The organism is Gordonia sp. (in: high G+C Gram-positive bacteria) (assembly GCF_047606305.1).
Lineage (GTDB): Bacteria > Actinomycetota > Actinomycetes > Mycobacteriales > Mycobacteriaceae > Gordonia.
Genome location: NZ_JASGER010000021.1, coordinates 1 through 17,241, shown reverse-complemented (window position 1 = coordinate 17,241; position 17,241 = coordinate 1). Strand labels below are relative to the sequence as shown.

The following is a 17,241-nucleotide window of genomic DNA, read 5'->3' as shown; positions in this document are numbered from 1 at the left end:
CTCGGCTTGTGGGCAACCGGCGATGGTGGGGTTTGGGCGTACTGATCCTGCCCGTGCTGTTGGTCTCGATGGACGTGTCGGTGCTGTTCCTGGCGATGCCGCAGCTGACCAAGGACCTCGATCCCTCGCCGACGCAGTCGCTGTGGATCCTCGACTCCTACAGCTTCGTGATCGCCGGACTCCTCATCACGATGGGCAGCCTCGGCGACCGCGTCGGCCGTCGGCGGCTCCTCATCGGCGGTGCGACGGTCTTCGGCGCCGGGTCGCTGCTGGCCGCGTTCGCCGCGACCCCGGCGATGCTAATCGCCGCGCGGGCGCTGATGGGCTTCGGCGGCGCGACACTGCTCCCGTCGAGCCTGGCCATCATCTCCACGATGTTCGACGACACGGTCGAGCGCGGCCGCGCGATCGGCGTGTGGACCTCGGCCTTCGCCGGCGGCACCGCGGTCGGGCCGATCGTCGGGGGCGTGCTGCTGCACCACTTCTGGTGGGGCTCGGTGTTCCTGATCAACGTGCCGGTGGTCGCGGTGCTGTGGCTGGCGGTCCGACTCCTCCCCGCCGACGCCCGCGCCGACGACGAGGAGGCGCCCTTCGACCTGCTCGGCGTCATCCTGTCGGTGGGCGGGATCCTCGGCGTGGTCTACGCCGTCAAGCACCTCGCCCTGACCGGCGTGGACCCCGTGCCGGTCGTGGTCGGTGCGGTGGGCATCGCCCTGCTCGCCGCGTTTGCCACCCACTGCTCCCGTTCGGCGCACCCGCTGGTGGATCTGCGGCTGCTTCGCACGCCGAGCTTCGCGGTGGCGATCGTCGTGACCCTGGCGGCGATGATGTCGCTGGCCGCGACGACGTACCTGGTCAACGAGTACCTGCAGTCGATCACCGGCCGCGATCCACTGGGCGCCGCGCTGCTGGGTCTGCCGATGGCCGCGACGGTGTGCGCCTTCTCCCTCGGGTCTGCCCGCATCGTCGCGCGCATCGGGGTGCGACGCGCGTTCATCGGCGCCCTGCTGGTCTGTGCGCTGGGGATGGTCGTGCTGCAGTGGACCGGCGTGCACGACGGGCTGTGGGCGTTCCTGCTCGGGTCGGCCGTCGCCGGCGTCGGCTACGGCACCGCGTTCAGCCTGGTGTCGGTGGTCGCCGTCGGCTCCGTGCCGCCCGAGCGGGCGGGCGAGGCGACCGGCATCTCGGAGACGAGCTTCGAACTCGGCCAGGCCCTGGGATTGGCGCTGCTCGGCTCCCTCGCCGCCGTCGTGTTCGCCCACCGCTACGCGCAGACGAGCCCCGCGTTCCGCGGAACGCTGCGCGAGGCGCTCGACTCGGCCGGCGGCAGCAGTGCCGTCTCCGACGCCGCGAAGTCGGCGTACATGTCCGGTGTGCACGTGGCCCTCGGGACGGCCGCGGCGATCCTGCTGGTCATGGCCGCCGTTACGGCGATGGTGCTGCCCCGGGATCCGGGGACAGCACCATCGGAGGGTCCGATCAGTCGCTGATCAGAACTGGCCGCAGGTGGCCTTCACCTTGGCCATGGTGGCCTTGCGCTTGGCCTTCATCTGCGCCTTCTGCTGCGGCGAGTGGAAGGAGATGTTGTTGTCCTTCAGGAAGTCGAACGCGGCGGCCTCGGTGGGGTGCGCGCGCTTCCACTGCGCCTTCTTCGCCTTCCGCTGCTCCTTGGTGAGAACGACCATGTTCTCGAAGCGGTTGCGGTGCTGGGGCGACTTGTTGATCTTCTTCCAGATGGCCGGATCCTCCTTGGCCAGGGCCTTCTCGACCTGTCCCAGCGTGCAGCTCGTCTCGGGGACGGGCGTCGACTTGGGGACCGGCTTGAGGTCGGGGCCGTGGACCGGGGCGGCCTGGGCGGCGCCCGTGGCCAGCAGCGACGCGGCGCCGACGCCCAGGGCGACGGTCGCGATGCGGTGACGCATGGCAGTCATGTGTGTTCCTTTCGGGGATGGCCCGTCGACGCACGGTCGCGACGGCGGACCGGGGCTGAACGCACGCCACTTTCCACTGTCAACCTGAGGATTCACTGAAATCCGGGGGTGGAGGGGAGAAGAACTGCTCGGTACCGGCCGCACCGGTCTCCCGCGCGAGGATGCTGGAACCATGACCGCGGAAACCCCCAGCCACCTCGACCGGCGCCGAGCAGACTCGTTCGGGTCGGCGGCCCTCGCCTACGACGAGTTCCGCCCCCGCTACCCGTCGGCACTGGTCGACGGGCTGGTCACCCGGCCCGGGCTGCGCGTCCTCGACGTGGGCGCCGGCACCGGAATCCTCTCCGTCCAACTGGCCGCGGCCGGCGCCGACGTCCTCGCCGTCGAGCCCGACGCGAAGATGGCGGCGGTGGCGCGCAGCCGCGGGATCGACGTCGAGGGGGCCTATTTCGAGGAGTGGGACGACGCGGGGCGACGGTTCGACCTGGTGACCTTCGGCCAGTCCTTCCACTGGGTCGACCCGGAGCGGGCGCTGCCGAAGGTGCGCGGGCTGCTGACACCGGGCGGTGCGATGGCCCTGACGTGGAACCGGATCCGGGCGGTGGGACCGGCGCGGGAGGCCGTCGTGTCGATCCTCGGGTCCCTCGGTCCCCGCGGGTCCGACAGAAAGCCCCATTCCGCACGGGTCACCGACCAGATCGCCGACGCCGGGTTCGACATCGACCACCGCGACCATCCCGAGCCGGTCGTGTACTCCACCGACGAATACGTGGGCCAGCTGTTCACCTACTCGCGCCTGATCACACTCGACGACGCCGAGCGTGAACGGCTGCGCGCGCAACTCCTCGACGCGATCGGGCCGGACGGGGTGCAGGCGACCAACGACGCGGTCGTGCTGTTCTGCACACCGAGCGCGACCTCGGAATGACGACCGGCGAGGATTTCCCGAACGCCTTTGTGTTTCCGATTGCCGACCGGGTAATCTGAGCGCATGCAGCGCGCATTCCTCCTCGGTTGCCGCGGCGGGGTCTGAATCGACCGGCCCTCCGTCGCGGGCCATTTCGCGCGCCGGTCATCTTCCACCCCATCCCTTTGGAGATTGACCACCATGACTTCCCCTGATTCCTTCACCTCTCGCCACGGTTCGCGCATCGTCGAGCCCTCCGGTCCGCGGGCGCAGGGCCAGCCGACCTGGAATCCGCAGCGCGGATCGGCGATGCCGGTGCACCGCTACCGCTCCTTCGCCGACGAGGTCGAGAAGGTGTCGCTGCCCGACCGCACGTGGCCCGACAAGGTGGCCCAGCGCGCGCCGCTCTGGTGTGCGGTCGACCTGCGCGACGGCAACCAGGCCCTGATCGACCCGATGAGCCCGGCGCGCAAGCGCCGCATGTTCGACCTGCTCGTGCGGATGGGATACAAGGAGATCGAGGTCGGCTTCCCGTCGGCGAGCCAGACCGATTTCGACTTCGTCCGCGAGATCATCGAGGACGACGTCATCCCCGACGACGTCACCATCCAAGTGCTGACCCAGTGCCGCGACGAGCTGATCGAGCGGACCTTCGAGGCCTGCCAGGGCGCGCCGCGGGTCATCGTGCACTTCTACAACTCCACCTCGGTGCTGCAGCGCCGCGTCGTGTTCCGCGCCGACAAGGACGAGATCACCGCAATCGCGACCCGGGCGGCCCACAAGGTTCTGGAGGAGGAGAAGAAGTACCCGGACACGCAGTGGCGCTACGAGTACTCGCCCGAGTCGTACACCGGCACCGAGCTGAGCTACGCCAAGCACGTCTGCGACGCCGTCAGCGAGATAATCGCGCCCACGCCGGAGAAGCCGCTGATCGTGAACCTGCCGGCGACCGTCGAGATGGCCACGCCCAACGTCTATGCCGACTCGATCGAGTGGATGAGCCGCAACCTGGCCCGTCGCGATTCGATCATTCTGAGCCTGCACCCGCACAACGACCGCGGCGAGGCCGTCGCGGCCGCCGAGCTGGGCTACCTGGCCGGCGCCGACCGCATCGAGGGCTGCCTGTTCGGCAACGGCGAGCGCACCGGCAACGTCTGTCTGGTCACGCTGGGCATGAACCTGTTCTCCCGCGGCATCGACCCGCAGATCTCCTTCGCCGACATCGACGAGATCCGCCGGACGGTGGAGTACTGCAACCAGCTGAACGTGCCCGAGCGCCACCCCTACGGCGGCGACCTGGTCTACACCGCCTTCTCCGGCAGCCACCAGGACGCGATCAACAAGGGCCTGGACCAGATGAAGATCGACGCCGACGAGGCCGACTCCGACGTCGAGGACATCGTCTGGCAGGTGCCCTACCTGCCGATCGACCCGAAGGACGTCGGCCGCAACTACGAGGCGGTCATCCGCGTCAACAGCCAGTCCGGCAAGGGCGGCGTCGCCTACATCATGAAGGCCGACCACGGCATGAACCTGCCGCGGCGCCTGCAGATCGAGTTCAGCCGCGAGATCCAGAAGCTGACCGACGGCGAGGGCGGCGAGGTGTCGCCCAAGGAGATGTGGGACGTCTTCGCCGAGCAGTACCTGAACCCGATCCGGCCGCTGGAACGGATGCGCCAGCGCGTGGACGCCTCGGAGACCGACGAGGGCGAGGACGCCATCACCGCGGTCGTGAAGGTCGACGGCGTCGAGAAGGAGATCGAGGGGCGCGGCAACGGCCCGCTCGCCGCCTTCGTCGACGCCCTGGCCACCGTCGGGTTCGACGTGCGGGTCCTCGACTACAGCGAGCACGCACTGACGTCCGGCGATGATTCCAACGCCGCCGCCTACGTCGAGTGCGAGGTCAACGGCGACACCGTGTGGGGCGTCGGCATCGCCTCGTCGATCACGACGGCGAGCCTGCGGGCGGTCGTCTCGGCCGTGAACCGGGCGCACCGCGGCGCCGCCGAGGCCGACGGCGAGCAGGCCGAGGGCACCTGGGCCCCGTGACCGGTGCGGTCGCCGCCGACTACTCGTCGGCGGCGATCCCGGCCAACGCGTCCATCTCCTCGAGGGTCTTGCCCTTGGTCTCCGGCACGAACCGGGCGACGAAGAGGAAGGACAGCAGGGCGAAGGTCGCGTACAGCGCGTAGCCGAAGGTGAGGCCGACGCTGTCCTTGATGACCGGGAAGGTCTGGGTGATGACCCAGTTCGCGGCCCACTGACCGGCCGCGGCCAGGGACAGCGCGGCAGCGCGGATCCGGTTGGGGAACATCTCGCCGAGCAGCACCCAGACCACCGGGCCCCAGCTCATCCCGAAGAAGACGACGAAGGCGTTGAACGCGATCAGCGCGACCGTCGCCCAGCCTCCCGGCAGCGTCTGCACCGCATCGCCGTTGTCGTTGAGGACGTGGTGCCCGAGGGCGTCGAGTTTGTCGGTGAGGTGGTGGAAGGTGAAGGCCAACGTCACCAGCGACACCGTCATGCCGATCGATCCGGCCAGCAGCAGCGGCTTGCGGCCGACACGATCGACCAGGGCGATGGCCACCAGCGTCGTCGCGATGTTGATGACCGACGTGATCGTCGAGGTGAGGAACGCCTGGCTCTCGTCGAAGCCGGCCGACTCCCACACCACGTTCGAGTAGTAGAAGACGACGTTGATGCCCACGAGCTGCTGGAACACCGAGAGCAACAGTCCGATCCACACGATCGGGTAGACCTTGCCGGCCGGCGCCTTGAGGTCGCGCCACGACGGCTTCGTCTCGCGCGCCATGCTGGACCGGATTCGGTTGATGGTGATGTCGAGGTTCTTCTCGCCGAGCAGCATCTCGAGCACCTTGCGGGCCTCGGGGATGCGGTGCTGGGAGATCAGGTAGCGCGGCGATTCGGGGATCGTGTACGACAGCAGGCCGTAGACGACGGCCGGGATCGCCATGGCCAGGAACATCCACCGCCACGCCGGCATGCCCAGCCAGAGGGTCTTCTCCGCTCCCCCGGCCAGGTTCTGCAGCACGAGGTTGACCAGGAAGGACAGGAAGATGCCGACGACGATCGCCAACTGCTGCAGCGACCCCAGCCGGCCGCGCAGACGTGCGGGCGCGGTCTCGGCGATGTAGGCCGGGGCGATGACCGACGCGACGCCGACGGCGAAGCCGCCGATGACGCGGAACGCGACGAAGAACGCCAGGCCGCCCATGCCCCACGACTCGGGCGACAGGGCGCAGCCGATCGCGCTGATGAAGAACAGCAGCGCCGCGATCTTCATGACCTTGAGGCGGCCGATCCGGTCGGCGATCCGCCCGGCGGTCAGTGCGCCGGCCGCCGCACCGATCAGTGACGACGCGACCGCGAAGCCCAGCGGTGCCGGCCGGACGTCGAATCCGTGCTCGATCGCCTTCGTGGCGCCGTTGATGACCGACGTCTCGTAGCCGAACAGAAGACCGCCGAGCGCGGCCACCGAGGCGATCCGGATCGCCCCGGACGTCGATCCCTCGTCCTCGTCGTCGTCGAAGATCGATTCCACCTCGGGAATCGCGCCGCCCTCAGTCATCTGCGTCCAACCTTTCCGCGACGGCCCGCGCCGCGCGTCGGGCCGATTCCCGGGCCGCGGGCGAGATCATCGTCATGTTGAAGAATCCGTGGATCATCGAGCCTGCGCGGTCGAGGGTGACCGGCACCCCGGCGTCGCGCAGCGCCTGCGCGTAGGCGATGCCCTCGTCGCGCAGCGGGTCGAAGCCGGCGACGACGACGTGCGCGGGCGGCAGCCCGGAGAGGTCGGCGGCGCGCATCGGCGAGGCCTTCGGGTCGGCGCGCTCGGCGACGTCGGGCACGTAGTTGTCGATGAACCAGTCCATGTGTTTCTTGGTCAGGAACCGACCGGTCGCGAACTCGGTCCGCGACGGTGTCTCACCGGCCAGGTCCACCGCCGGGTAGATCAGCAGCTGCAGCGCGGGCACGACCTTCTCACCGCGGGTCAGCTGCGACACCACCGCGGCGAGGTTGCCGCCGGCGCTGTCCCCGGCCACGACGATCGCATCCGGATCGACGCCCCATTCGGCCGCATGGTCGACGGCGTACCGCCATGCGGCGAGCGCGTCGTCCGCGGCCGCGGGGAACGGGTGCTCCGGGGCCAGTCGGTAGTCGACGTTGAGCACGTCGACGCCGGCGTCGACGGCCAGGTCGCGCGCCGGACCGTCGTGGCTGGCCCGACTGCCGATGGTCCAGCCGCCGCCGTGGAAGTAGACGACGATGCCGCGCGAGGCGGTGCCCGCGCGCAGCCGCGTCGCCGGGATGGGGCCCGCCGGACCGTCGATGACCACGTCCTCGTCGACGGCGAACGGCGGGTGGACCGGGGCCAGCATCGCCGACGAGACGTCGATCTTGCGTCGGGCCCGCGTCGGGTCGGCGTCGTACATGTCGAAGGCCGGCACCTTGTCGGCGGCCAACGCCACGCTCGCCAGAACAGGATCGATCCGGTCGCCCGCGGCATTGGTGGGCGCGAGTCGGCCCAGCGCGCCGACGACCGGCGCGGGCAGCTTGCCCACGGCCCGCATCACCAACCGCTGGGCGCGGATACCGGCGGGCAGCGCGACCTTCGTGGATTCACTCACAGTGCTCACACCCTACCGAGGGAGGCGCGCTCTCCGATGGGACTTGGTTGTGGGAAACTCGAACGCATGTCGAACGCCCCGGGCCTGCCCGCCCGCACCCGTTTGGCGCTCGCCGCCGCCTCGTCGGCCCGCTGGGCCTCACGGGCGGCCGGGCGCGGCAAAGGCTCGATGATCGGCGGACTGGTCGCCATGAAGGTCGACCCGTCGATCATGGCCCGTCTCGGCGCCGGTCGGCAGACCGCACTCGTCACCGGCACCAACGGCAAGTCGACGACGACGCGCATGCTCGCCGCGGCGCTGGCGGGCGTCGGACCGGTCGCCACGCAGGCCGACGGGGCGAACATGGACGCGGGCATCATCGCGACGCTGTCGCTCACCCGCGGCAAGCCGGTCGCCGCACTCGAGGTCGACGAGCTGCACGTCCCGCACGTCTGCGACGCCCTCGACCCCCGCGCCCTGGTCATGCTCAACCTGTCGCGCGACCAGCTCGACCGCGTCGGCGAGATCAACATCATCGAGCGGCGGCTGCGCGAGGGCATCGAGCGGCACCCGGAGATGACCGTCGTCGCCAACTGCGATGACGTGCTGGTCACCTCGGCCGCCTTCGACGCCCCCAACGTCGTGTGGGTCGCCGCGGGCGCGGGCTGGGTCGGCGACTCGGTGAGCTGTCCGCGCACCGGCGAGCCGATCATCCGCTCCGGCGACGGCCAGTGGCGGTCGACCGGCGACGAATCCTTCCGCCGCCCGACGCCGGACTGGTGGTTCGACGACGAGAAGGTCTACGGGCCCGACGGCTTCTCCGCGCCGCTGGCCCCCGCCGTGCCCGGTCGGGCCAACCGCGGCAACGCGACGCAGGCGATCGCCGCCGCCGTGGTGATGGGCGCCGACCCCGCCGATGCGGCCGCGGCCGTCGGCACCGTCGGCGAGGTGGCCGGCCGCTACGGCTCGTACCGACTCGGCGATCACACGATCCGCACGCTGCTCGCCAAGAACCCGGCCGGCTGGCAGGAGGCCCTGTCGATGATCGACCAGGATGCCGACAGCCTGGTGATCGCGGTCAACGGCCAGGTGCCCGACGGCGAGGACCTCTCGTGGCTGTGGGACGTGCGGTTCGAGGCCTTCGAGACGATGAAGGTGATCGCCTCCGGCGAACGCGCCGCCGACCTGGGTGTGCGCCTGCTCTATGCCGGCGCCGAACACACCACCGTGCCCGATCCGATGACGGCGATCGCGCAGTGCCCGCCGGGCCGGGTCGAGGTGCTGGCGAACTACACCGCCTTCCGCGACCTCGGCACCGCGCTGGAGCGGGCCGGGGCCGAACCCATCGCCGCGGTGAAGGGAGACGCGTGATGAGCGAGTCGACAGTGCGGATCGGCCTGGTCCTGCCCGACGTGATGGGCACCTACGGCGACGGCGGCAACGCCCTGGTGCTGCGTCAGCGCGCCCGGATGCGCGGCCTCGACGCGGAGATCGTGTCGATCACCCTCGACGACGACGTGCCCGATTCGCTGGACGTGTACACCCTCGGCGGCGCCGAGGACTTCGCCCAGCGCCTGGCCACCCGCCACCTCAGCGAGCACCCGGGGATGCAGCGCGCCGCGCAGGCCGGCCGGCCGGTCCTCGCGATCTGTGCGGCCATCCAGGTCCTCGGCGACTGGTATGAGACCGCCGCCGGGGAGAAGGTCGACGGCATCGGCATGTTCGACCTGACCACCTCCCCCGGCCCGGCGCGGTCCATCGGCGAGCTGGTCACCGAGCCCCTGCTCGACGGGCTGGCCCAGCCGCTGTCCGGCTTCGAGAACCACCGCGGCATCACGACCCTGGGCCCGGGTGCGCGACCACTGGCCAAGGTCCGCCACGGCGTCGGCAACGGCACCGCCGACAAGGTCGAGGGCGTCGTGCAGGGCAGTGTGATCGGCACCTACATGCACGGCCCGCTGCTGGCCCGCAACCCCGAGCTGGCCGACCACCTCCTGGCGCAGGCCACCGGCACCGAGCTCGCACCGCTGGACCTCCCGGAGATCGACCAGCTCCGCAAGGAGCGCCTGGCCGCGGCGCGCTGACACCGCTTACGCCGAGGTTTGTTGTCGCTCGGTGGTCACAGACCTCGGCGTTAGAGCACCTCGCAGCGCTCGCGCGTCCGGTCGACGGCGTACCAGCCCTCTTCGAAGCGCTGCCAGGCGCGCAGATGCTCGCGCGCCGCCTCCCCCTCGCGGGCGACCGCCGCCTCCAGCCGCTGTTCGGCGGCCGGGCCGTCGAGCCAGAACGCCTGCGACAAGTGCGGGGCCATCGCGCGGCGCGCCGACGACACCCCCTCGACGAGCAGGATCGGTCGCCACGCGCGCACGACCGTCGGCCCCGGCTCGGCGACGTCGCCGTCCCACACCCGCGGCCGGTAGCGCAGGTCCGCACCGGCACGGAACGGCGTCAGCACGCCCGCCACGAACTCGGGCCACCAGGCGACGGGATCGTCCCAGGTCGCGAACTCGTCGGTGCGGACGAGGACGGCGTCGCCGTCGAGCCCGCGCATCAGCTCATCGGCCAGCGTGGACTTCCCGGCGCCGGACGGTCCGTCGACGGCGATGATCCCCGCGGCGACGGTGATCGGCGGCACGCGTCAGGCCAGTGCCCGGCGACCCGAGAGTGCGCGGCCCAGCGTCAGCTCGTCGGCGAACTCGAGGTCGCCGCCCATGGGGAGACCGGAGGCCAGGCGGGTGACCTCCAGCCCGGGGAAGTCTTTGAGCATCCGCAGCAGATAGGTCGCGGTCGCCTCGCCCTCGGTGTTGGGGTCGGTCGCGACGATCACCTCGGTGACGTCGATGCCGTCGTCCTGGTTGCCCAGGCGCTTGAGCAGCTCGCGGATGCGCAGCTGGTCCGGCCCGATCCCCGACAGTGGATCCAGCGCGCCGCCGAGCACGTGGTAGCGGCCGGTGAACTCCTTGGTGCGCTCGATCGCGTTGACGTCCTTGGGTTCCTCGACGACACAGATCTTCGTCGCATCCCGCCGGGCGTCCGAGCAGATGCGGCACAGCGGGTTGGCCGACACGTTGCCGCACTCGGAGCAGAAGGTGACGTCGTCACGCACCCGGCCCAAGGCCGCGATGAGCCGGTCGATGTCGGACTTCTCCCCCGCCAGGAGGCTGAACGCGATGCGCTGGGCGCCCTTCGGGCCGAGCCCGGGCTGCTTGGCCAGCTCGTCGATCAGATCCTGGATCGGCCCCTCGTACATCGCTAGCCCAGTCCGGGCAGGCCCAGACCGCCCGACAGCGGGCCCATCTTCTCGGCGGCGAGCGCGTCCCGCTTGGCGTCGAGGTCGGTCAGCGCACCGACGATCAGGTCCTGCAGGGTCTCCACGTCGGACGGGTCGACGACCTTCGGGTCGATGGTGATGCCGGTGATGCCGCCGGCACCGCTGCCGGTGACCGTGACCAGGCCGTTCCCGGCCGTGCCGGTGAGCTCGGTCTGCGCGATCTCCTGCTGCGCGGTCATCAACTGTTCCTGCATCTGCTGGGCCTGCGCCAGCAGTCCCGACAGTGCGTTCGGGTCGCCGTCCCCGCCGAGGAGACCGCCCAGATCTGGTGTTTGCGTCACGATCTCCAGGGTAGTCGCCGCCCCCGACTTCTCAGCGCAGGATGCGGTCGAGATGCACGGCGAGTTCCTCGGGCGTCGCATCGCTCGAGGTGACCTCGAAGGACAGGACGTCGTCGCCGAAGAGCCGTCCGGCACGCGGGACCAACTCGAATTCGAAGCGGTTGCCGTCGACGCGGCGCCATTGCTTGACGGCGCCGTAGACCGGGGCGCTCGCCCCGGTGGTCACGCAGTACTCGTCGGCGCGCGGACCGCCGACGAGGTCGCGCTGGATCTGGAAGCACGCACCGGTCTCGTCGTCGAGGAAGACGATCGCCTCGCACCCCAGGTCGGGGTGGCGCTCATACGATCCGATGATGCTCATGGGTCAGAACAGGGCGGTCCAGAACCGGTCGAGGATCGCGGCCGCGACGAACATGTAGCAGACGAACACGATCACCGGCACGTACGGCGCGATGGCGACCAGGGCCCGCGACGGCTGTGTGCGGGTGGCCATCAGGTTGCGGACGGTCACGACCACGAACAGCGGAATGGTCATCGACCACACGACCATGCAGTACAGGCACAGCGCGCCGATGTCGTAGAGGCTCGAGTAGATGAGCCACAGCACGAAGGCCATCGCGAGTGTCACGCCGAGCTGCAGGCCGCCCCAGAACCAGTTGGCGTACCGCGCCCCGGCGAGGATCCCCATGCCGACGGTGATCACGACCGCGAAACCGGCGATCCCGATCAGCGGGTTGGGGAAGCCGAACAGCGAGGCCTGCCAGGAGGCCATCACCGGGCTGCAGCTGAACACCGAGTTGATGCTGCAGGAGGGCTTGTAGTTGGGGTCGGACAGCAGCTCGAGCTTCTCGTAGGTCAGCACGAAGGAGGCGACGAAGGCGATCGCGCCCCCGATCACCAGCACCCACGCGGTGATCCGCGTCCAGAGCTCACCGCGATCCGGCTCGGCCACGGCGTCGGATTCGGTCACGGCGTCGGCCGCGGTGTCGGTCTCACTCACGGGGAAAGCGTACCGCTCACCGGCGGCGGGACCGGAAGCGCCGCGATCGACCCGTCAGCGGGTCGTCGAACTCCAGCGAGGTCGCGACCAGCCGCAGCGGCCGGGAGAAGTCGCCGTGATCGGGCAGCTCGGCCAGCTCGGGTCGCACCTGCGGGTAGAGCGGGTCGTTCTGGATCGGCACCCCCAGCCCGGCCATGTGGACGCGCAGCTGGTGGGTGCGCCCGGTCTCGGGCAGGAGCGTGAAACCGTCGTCGGTGCGTGCGATGGTGCTGACGGCGTTCGGTTCGCCGTCGACGACGAGCGCGCGCAGATCCCCGGCGGTCTTCTCGATGCGGTTCGCCACGCGCACCCGATCGGCGTGCTCCCACTGCCCGTCGGCGGCGGCCCAGTACGTCTTGCGCACGCGCCGAGAGGCGAACAGCTCCTGGTAGGCGGTGCGGACCTGCGGTCGCCGGGTGAACATCAACACCCCGGCGGTCAACCGGTCCAATCGGTGCGCCGGGGCGATGTCGTCGTCGCCGTACTCGCGGCGCAGCCGCACGAGCGCGGTCTGCGTCACGTGTCGGCCGCGCGGCATGGTCGCCAGGAAATGCGGTTTGTCGACGACGATGAGGTCGTCATCGTCGTGGAGGATCTCCAGGTCGAAGGGGATCGGCACCTCGTCGGGCAGGTCGCGGTAGAAGAAGACCGCGGCCCCCGGCCGTGACGGCTCGTCGAGCCGCACCGGGCGGCCGTCCAGGTCCACCAGTTCCCCGGCGTCGGAGCGGACGGCCAGGCCCTCGACCCCGACCTCGGCTCCCTGGCTCGACGCGAGCAGCGCGTCGGCGACGGTCGTGGTGGCCTCGGCGCGCAGGACGACGCGCGTCGCATCCACCCCCGCGCGCGGCGGGAGCGGACTGCGGCGACGTCGGCGGCTCAGCTCTCCAACCGCGACTTGAGGTTGCCCAGCAGCGCGGCCTGGATGCGGCCCAGTCCCTTGGGGGCGAAGGTCTTCTCGAAGAAGCCGCCCACGCCGCCGGCACCCTGCCAGGTGGTGGTCGTGCTGACGGTCGAACCGGATCCGTTCGGGGCGACGGTGTAGGTGGTGACCATCGAGGAGTTCTCGTCGGTCTCGGTGATGGTCGAGTCGGCCACCGTGACGGTCGCCTTCACGTCGCGCTGGCGCTTCTCGGTGGCCTGCAGGATCCAGTGGACGACGGTGCCGGCACCGGTGCCGCCGGACAGGACCTCGTAATCCCGGTAGTTCTCCGGGAGGATGGCCGGTCGCACCGACGTGTAATCGGCCAGCGCGGCCAGCACCGCGTCGGGTGCGGCGTTGATGATGGCGGTCTGGGTGGCGGTCACTTGCGCCATGGGTGGTTGCTCCTCGTCGTCGGTATCGCCGCTGCGTATCGGTATTGCGCTCGCGGACACGGCCTTTCGTGCCTACGGTAGAGGGTAATGGCGGTGAGCTTGGGGACGGGTCCTTCGGTTTACGAGCAGGGAGTACGACGACTGCTCGCCAGCTACCGCGCGATCCCGACCGACGGCACGGTCCGCCTGGCGAAGAAGACCTCCAACCTCTTCCGACGACGCGAGCACAACCCCCACCCGGGCCTGGACGTCTCCGGGCTGACCGGTGTGATCGCCGTCGACCCCGACGCGCGGACCGCCGATGTCGCCGGGATGTGCACCTACGAGGACCTAGTCGACGCGACACTCCCCCACGGCCTGGCGCCGCTGGTCGTGCCACAGCTCAAGACCATCACCCTCGGGGGCGCGGTCACCGGGCTGGGCATCGAGTCGACGTCGTTCCGCAACGGGCTGCCGCACGAATCGGTGACCGAGATCGACATCCTCACCGGCACCGGCGAGATCCTCACCGCCTCCCCCGGCGGCGCCCACTCCGACCTGTTCTACGGCTTCCCCAACTCCTACGGGACACTCGGCTATTCGGTACGACTGCGGATCGAGCTGGAACCGGTCAAGCCCTACGTCGAACTGCGCCACGTGCGCTTCACCGACGTCGACACACTCGTCGCCGCCATGACGCGGATCGTCGACGAGAAGTCCTACGACGGCGAGCCCGTCGACTACCTCGACGGTGTGGTGTTCTCCGCCGACGAGTCCTACCTGGTGCTGGGCCGGCAGACCGACGAGCGGTCGATGCCCGTCAGCGACTACACCGGTCGGCACATCTACTACCGGTCGATCCAGCACGCACCGGCGCAGACCCCGAAGCGGGACCTGCTGACGATCCGCGACTACCTGTGGCGCTGGGACACCGACTGGTTCTGGTGTTCGCGGGCCTTCGGCACGCAGAACCCGACGATCCGACGGTTCTGGCCGCGCCGGTGGCTGCGCAGCAGCTTCTACTGGAAGCTGATCGCCCTGGACCACCGGTACGACATCGGCGACCGGATCAGCGCCCGCAAGGGCCAGCCGCCGAGCGAGCGGGTGGTGCAGGACATCGAGGTGCCGATCGAGAAGACCCCCGACTTCGTCGACTGGTTCCTGCGCGAGGTGCCGATCGAGCCGATCTGGTTGTGCCCGCTGCGCTTGCGATCGCCGCTGCCGCCGGGGGCCGACCCGCACCGACCGTGGCCCCTCTACCCGCTCGAGCCGGAGCGCACCTACGTCAACGTCGGCTTCTGGTCCGCGGTCCCGGTGACCCCGGGAAAGCCCGGCCACACCAACCGGCTCATCGAGCGCAAGGTCGCCGACCTCGACGGCCACAAATCGCTGTACTCGGAGTCGTTCTACGACGTCGACGAGTTCGACGCCCTCTACGGCGGCGAGCACTATCGCGACCTCAAGGCGAAGTACGACCCCCAGTCCCGACTACTCGACCTCTACTCCAAGGCGGTGAAGAGCAAATGACCACTCTGAGGGATGCGCGCGCGACCCACGGCACGGACCACCACCTGCCGCTGGCGAACGTGTTCGAGACGTTCCTGGGCGGCGAGTCGCGGGTGCGGCTCACCGCCTACGACGGCAGTGCGACCGGGCCCGAGGACGCCCCGTTCCGGGTCAACCTGAAGACTCCCCGCGGCACGACCTACCTGGTGACCGCTCCCGGCGACCTCGGCTTGGCACGCGCCTACATCGCCGGCGACCTGGAGCTGATCGGCGTCCCGCCCGGCGACCCCTATCCGGCGCTCGTCGCGCTCGCCGAGGATCTGTCCTTCAGCAAACCGTCGCCGCTGCAGATGGCGCAGATCGCCCGCAGCATCGGCTTGGAGCACTTCAAACCGATCGCCCCGCCGCCGCAGGAGACGCTGCCGCGGTGGCGTCGCTTCGCCGAGGGGCTGCGCCACTCCAAGACGCGCGACGCCGAGGCCATCCACCACCACTACGACGTCTCCAACACGTTCTACGAGTGGGTGCTCGGGCCGTCGATGACCTACACCTGTGCGGTGTACCCCGACGCCGACGCCACTCTGGAGACGGCGCAGGAGAACAAGTACCGGCTGATCTTCGACAAGCTCCGGCTCAAGCCGGGCGATCGGCTCCTGGACATCGGCTGCGGGTGGGGCGGGATGGTCCGCTACGCCGCCAAGCACGGGGTGAAGGCGATCGGTGCCACCCTGTCGGCCGAGCAGGCTTCGTGGGCACAGGAGGCCATCAAGCGCGAGGGCCTGGAGGATCTCGCGGAGGTGCGCCACAGCGACTACCGCGACGTGCACGAATCCGGCTTCGACGCCGTGTCGTCGATCGGTCTCACCGAGCACATCGGCGTGCACAACTACCCGTCGTACTTCTCGTTCATGCGCGACAAGCTGCGCGACGGCGGACTGCTGCTCAACCACTGCATCACCCGCCCGGACAACATCGGCCCGAACAAGGCCGGGGCGTTCATCGACCGCTATGTGTTCCCCGACGGGGAGTTGACCGGATCCGGGACGATCATCGGCAAGATCCAGGACGTCGGCGGACTGGAGGTCGTGCACGAGGAGAACTTCCGCGAGCACTATGCGATGACCCTGCGCGACTGGAACGCCAACCTCGTCGAGCACTGGGACGAGGCGGTCGCCGAGGTCGGCGAGGGCACCGCCCGCCTGTGGGGCCTCTACATGGCCGGCTGCCGCATCGGCTTCGAGCGCGACGTCATCCAGCTGCACCACGTCCTGGCGACCAAGCTCGGCCCCGACAAGAAGCCGAACACCCCGCTGCGACCCTGGTGGCAGCCGTAGGGACTATTTCTCGTCGAGGACCTGGGCGCCGAGCTCGGCCTGCAGGAGCTCGAGGGCCATCTCGTCGGGGTCGCGGACACCATCGGACGACGCGGTGTCGTGGGCCTGCGCGACCATCTCGTCGCGCTCGGCCTCGGGGATCTCCTCGTCGGGCCTAGGGGGCTCCGGAGAAGGCTCCTCGGGTTCGGGGGGCACATCCTCCGAGGGAGCCGCCGCCTGACCCCGACTGGGCCGGCGGTAGGTCTGCTTCGGCGCCTGCTGGCCGGCCTGCGGCGCCGCGCCCGCCGGTCCGGCCTCGGGCTGCAGATGGACGGTGCGCACCTCGAACTCGGTGCCGAACACGGTCGTGAACGCCGACCGCAACGCCTGCGCCCGCTGCTCCTCGGACAGTCGCGCGGCAAGCGCCTCGTTCGCATGGCCGAGAGTGACCACCGCACCGCCGACGTGGTGGACGAACGCGCCGCTGAGCATCGCCTCGAACACCGGCGAATGCTCGCGCATCGCCGCGCGGACCTCGCCGAATCGGCGCTGCGCCTCGTCCAGGCTCAGGCCGCCCTGCGCAGCCGGTTCGGGTTCGGGCTCCGGTTCGGGTTCGGGCTCCGGTTCCGGCTCGGGCTCCGGTTCCGGCTCGGGCTCCGCCTCCGCCTTCGGCTCTGGTTCGGGTGCGGGTTCGGGAGCGACGACGGAAGGTTCCGGTTCGGGTTCGGGCGTGGGTTCGGGAGTGGGTTCGGGAGCGACGTCGGCCGACGGGGGTCTCGATACACCCTCCTCGGCCGGCGCCTCGTCGGCCACTCGACCACCACCAGCGGGCTCGGGTTCCGGAGCGGCGGCGGCAACCGGTTCAGGCTCCGGGGCCGGTTCCGAAGGGCGCTGCGGCTCGGTGGGATCGGCTTCCTTGCGCTGCGAGGGCCGGATGAACTTCGGCGCGGGCTCGTCGGCGGGGGGCGGGGCCGGCGCCGCAGCGGCGGTCGGCGCGGCGGAGGCAGCCGGG

General features: G+C 70.2%; 17 protein-coding genes and 1 pseudogene. 7 read left to right on the top strand and 11 right to left on the bottom strand.

Annotation, left to right across the window (positions count from 1 at the left end; genetic code table 11):
- Positions 1 to 8: 8 nt before the first annotated feature.
- On the top strand, positions 9 to 1,490 hold the full coding sequence (locus QM634_RS03445) for an MFS transporter (protein WP_415041377.1): 1,482 nt from the start codon (positions 9 to 11) through the stop codon (positions 1,488 to 1,490).
- Here QM634_RS03445 and QM634_RS03440 read toward each other — a convergent pair whose 3' ends face one another.
- Complete coding sequence (locus QM634_RS03440; protein ID WP_415041376.1) at positions 1,491 to 1,931, bottom strand: hypothetical protein; 441 nt, start codon at positions 1,929 to 1,931, stop codon at positions 1,491 to 1,493.
- Positions 1,932 to 2,103: 172 nt separating this feature from the next.
- Between QM634_RS03440 and QM634_RS03435 the strand changes: the two genes are divergently transcribed.
- Together QM634_RS03435 and leuA are read left to right on the top strand one after the other, a co-directional pair.
- Complete coding sequence (locus QM634_RS03435) at positions 2,104 to 2,859, top strand: class I SAM-dependent methyltransferase (protein ID WP_415041375.1); 756 nt, start codon at positions 2,104 to 2,106, stop codon at positions 2,857 to 2,859.
- Between the two features lie 180 nt (positions 2,860 to 3,039).
- Positions 3,040 to 4,887, top strand: coding sequence for a 2-isopropylmalate synthase (leuA, locus tag QM634_RS03430; RefSeq protein WP_415041374.1), 1,848 nt, complete (start codon positions 3,040 to 3,042; stop codon positions 4,885 to 4,887).
- A 19-nt stretch (positions 4,888 to 4,906) separates the two neighbouring features.
- Here leuA and QM634_RS03425 read toward each other — a convergent pair whose 3' ends face one another.
- Entirely contained in the window at positions 4,907 to 6,427 is a 1,521-nt protein-coding gene (locus QM634_RS03425) for a sugar porter family MFS transporter (protein WP_415041373.1), read from the bottom strand.
- Positions 6,420 to 7,487 carry an alpha/beta hydrolase gene (locus QM634_RS03420; RefSeq protein ID WP_415041372.1) on the bottom strand — a complete coding sequence of 356 codons (1,068 nt, stop codon included), beginning with the start codon at positions 7,485 to 7,487 and terminating at the stop codon, positions 6,420 to 6,422. The genes QM634_RS03425 and QM634_RS03420 overlap by 8 nt, the downstream gene beginning before the upstream one ends.
- A 66-nt stretch (positions 7,488 to 7,553) precedes the next feature.
- Between QM634_RS03420 and QM634_RS03415 the strand changes: the two genes are divergently transcribed.
- Both QM634_RS03415 and QM634_RS03410 read left to right on the top strand, forming a co-directional pair.
- A complete protein-coding gene (locus QM634_RS03415) occupies positions 7,554 to 8,837 on the top strand; it encodes a MurT ligase domain-containing protein (RefSeq protein ID WP_415041371.1) in 1,284 nt (427 codons plus the stop codon).
- The gene (locus tag QM634_RS03410) at positions 8,837 to 9,550 is read left to right on the top strand and encodes a type 1 glutamine amidotransferase (protein ID WP_415041370.1); all 714 of its coding nucleotides are present in this window, start codon (positions 8,837 to 8,839) and stop codon (positions 9,548 to 9,550) included. The genes QM634_RS03415 and QM634_RS03410 overlap by 1 nt, the downstream gene beginning before the upstream one ends.
- Before the next feature lie 50 nt (positions 9,551 to 9,600).
- On the opposite strand, the gene QM634_RS03405 is transcribed toward QM634_RS03410, so the two are convergent.
- Genes QM634_RS03405 through QM634_RS03375 form a run of 7 tightly spaced genes read right to left on the bottom strand, consistent with a single transcriptional unit; the run spans position 9,601 to position 13,431 of the window.
- The gene (locus QM634_RS03405) at positions 9,601 to 10,101 is read right to left on the bottom strand and encodes a uridine kinase family protein (RefSeq protein ID WP_415041369.1); all 501 of its coding nucleotides are present in this window, start codon (positions 10,099 to 10,101) and stop codon (positions 9,601 to 9,603) included.
- Between the two features lie 3 nt (positions 10,102 to 10,104).
- A complete protein-coding gene (gene recR / locus QM634_RS03400) occupies positions 10,105 to 10,716 on the bottom strand; it encodes a recombination mediator RecR (protein ID WP_415041368.1) in 612 nt (203 codons plus the stop codon).
- A 2-nt stretch (positions 10,717 to 10,718) separates the two neighbouring features.
- Positions 10,719 to 11,078, bottom strand: a complete 360-nt coding sequence (locus QM634_RS03395; RefSeq protein ID WP_415041367.1) for a YbaB/EbfC family nucleoid-associated protein — start codon at positions 11,076 to 11,078, stop codon at positions 10,719 to 10,721.
- A gap of 31 nt (positions 11,079 to 11,109) precedes the next feature.
- Positions 11,110 to 11,439 carry a hypothetical protein gene (locus QM634_RS03390; RefSeq protein WP_415041366.1) on the bottom strand — a complete coding sequence of 110 codons (330 nt, stop codon included), beginning with the start codon at positions 11,437 to 11,439 and terminating at the stop codon, positions 11,110 to 11,112.
- 3 nt (positions 11,440 to 11,442) lie between these two features.
- Entirely contained in the window at positions 11,443 to 12,078 is a 636-nt protein-coding gene (locus tag QM634_RS03385) for a vitamin K epoxide reductase family protein (protein ID WP_415041365.1), read from the bottom strand.
- A 16-nt stretch (positions 12,079 to 12,094) separates the two neighbouring features.
- The gene (locus QM634_RS03380) at positions 12,095 to 12,952 is read right to left on the bottom strand and encodes a pseudouridine synthase (RefSeq protein ID WP_415041364.1); all 858 of its coding nucleotides are present in this window, start codon (positions 12,950 to 12,952) and stop codon (positions 12,095 to 12,097) included.
- A gap of 41 nt (positions 12,953 to 12,993) precedes the next feature.
- Entirely contained in the window at positions 12,994 to 13,431 is a 438-nt protein-coding gene (locus QM634_RS03375; protein WP_415041363.1) for an SRPBCC family protein, read from the bottom strand.
- 99 nt (positions 13,432 to 13,530) lie between these two features.
- Between QM634_RS03375 and QM634_RS03370 the strand changes: the two genes are divergently transcribed.
- Positions 13,531 to 14,937 carry an FAD-binding oxidoreductase gene (locus QM634_RS03370; RefSeq protein WP_415041418.1) on the top strand — a complete coding sequence of 469 codons (1,407 nt, stop codon included), beginning with the start codon at positions 13,531 to 13,533 and terminating at the stop codon, positions 14,935 to 14,937.
- Positions 14,934 to 16,250, top strand: a complete 1,317-nt coding sequence (locus tag QM634_RS03365; RefSeq protein ID WP_415041362.1) for a class I SAM-dependent methyltransferase — start codon at positions 14,934 to 14,936, stop codon at positions 16,248 to 16,250. Before QM634_RS03370 ends, QM634_RS03365 begins: the two co-directional genes overlap by 4 nt.
- Positions 16,251 to 16,253: 3 nt before the next feature.
- On the opposite strand, the pseudogene QM634_RS03360 reads toward QM634_RS03365, so the two are convergent.
- Positions 16,254 to 17,241, bottom strand: a pseudogene (locus tag QM634_RS03360) (DNA polymerase III subunit gamma/tau); the annotation flags it as partial.

Bases quoted from the DNA above. Each gene is read 5' to 3' on its own strand.
- QM634_RS03365 (WP_415041362.1), top strand. From the start codon at position 14,934: ATGACCACTCTGAGGGATGCGCGCGCGACCCACGGCACGGACCACCAC.
- QM634_RS03440 (WP_415041376.1), bottom strand. From the start codon at position 1,931: ATGACTGCCATGCGTCACCGCATCGCGACCGTCGCCCTGGGCGTCGGC.
- QM634_RS03425 (WP_415041373.1), bottom strand. From the start codon at position 6,427: ATGACTGAGGGCGGCGCGATTCCCGAGGTGGAATCGATCTTCGACGAC.
- QM634_RS03415 (WP_415041371.1), top strand. From the start codon at position 7,554: ATGTCGAACGCCCCGGGCCTGCCCGCCCGCACCCGTTTGGCGCTCGCC.
- QM634_RS03435 (WP_415041375.1), top strand. From the start codon at position 2,104: ATGACCGCGGAAACCCCCAGCCACCTCGACCGGCGCCGAGCAGACTCG.
- recR (WP_415041368.1), bottom strand. From the start codon at position 10,716: ATGTACGAGGGGCCGATCCAGGATCTGATCGACGAGCTGGCCAAGCAG.
- QM634_RS03390 (WP_415041366.1), bottom strand. From the start codon at position 11,439: ATGAGCATCATCGGATCGTATGAGCGCCACCCCGACCTGGGGTGCGAG.
- QM634_RS03375 (WP_415041363.1), bottom strand. From the start codon at position 13,431: ATGGCGCAAGTGACCGCCACCCAGACCGCCATCATCAACGCCGCACCC.
- QM634_RS03410 (WP_415041370.1), top strand. From the start codon at position 8,837: ATGAGCGAGTCGACAGTGCGGATCGGCCTGGTCCTGCCCGACGTGATG.
- leuA (WP_415041374.1), top strand. From the start codon at position 3,040: ATGACTTCCCCTGATTCCTTCACCTCTCGCCACGGTTCGCGCATCGTC.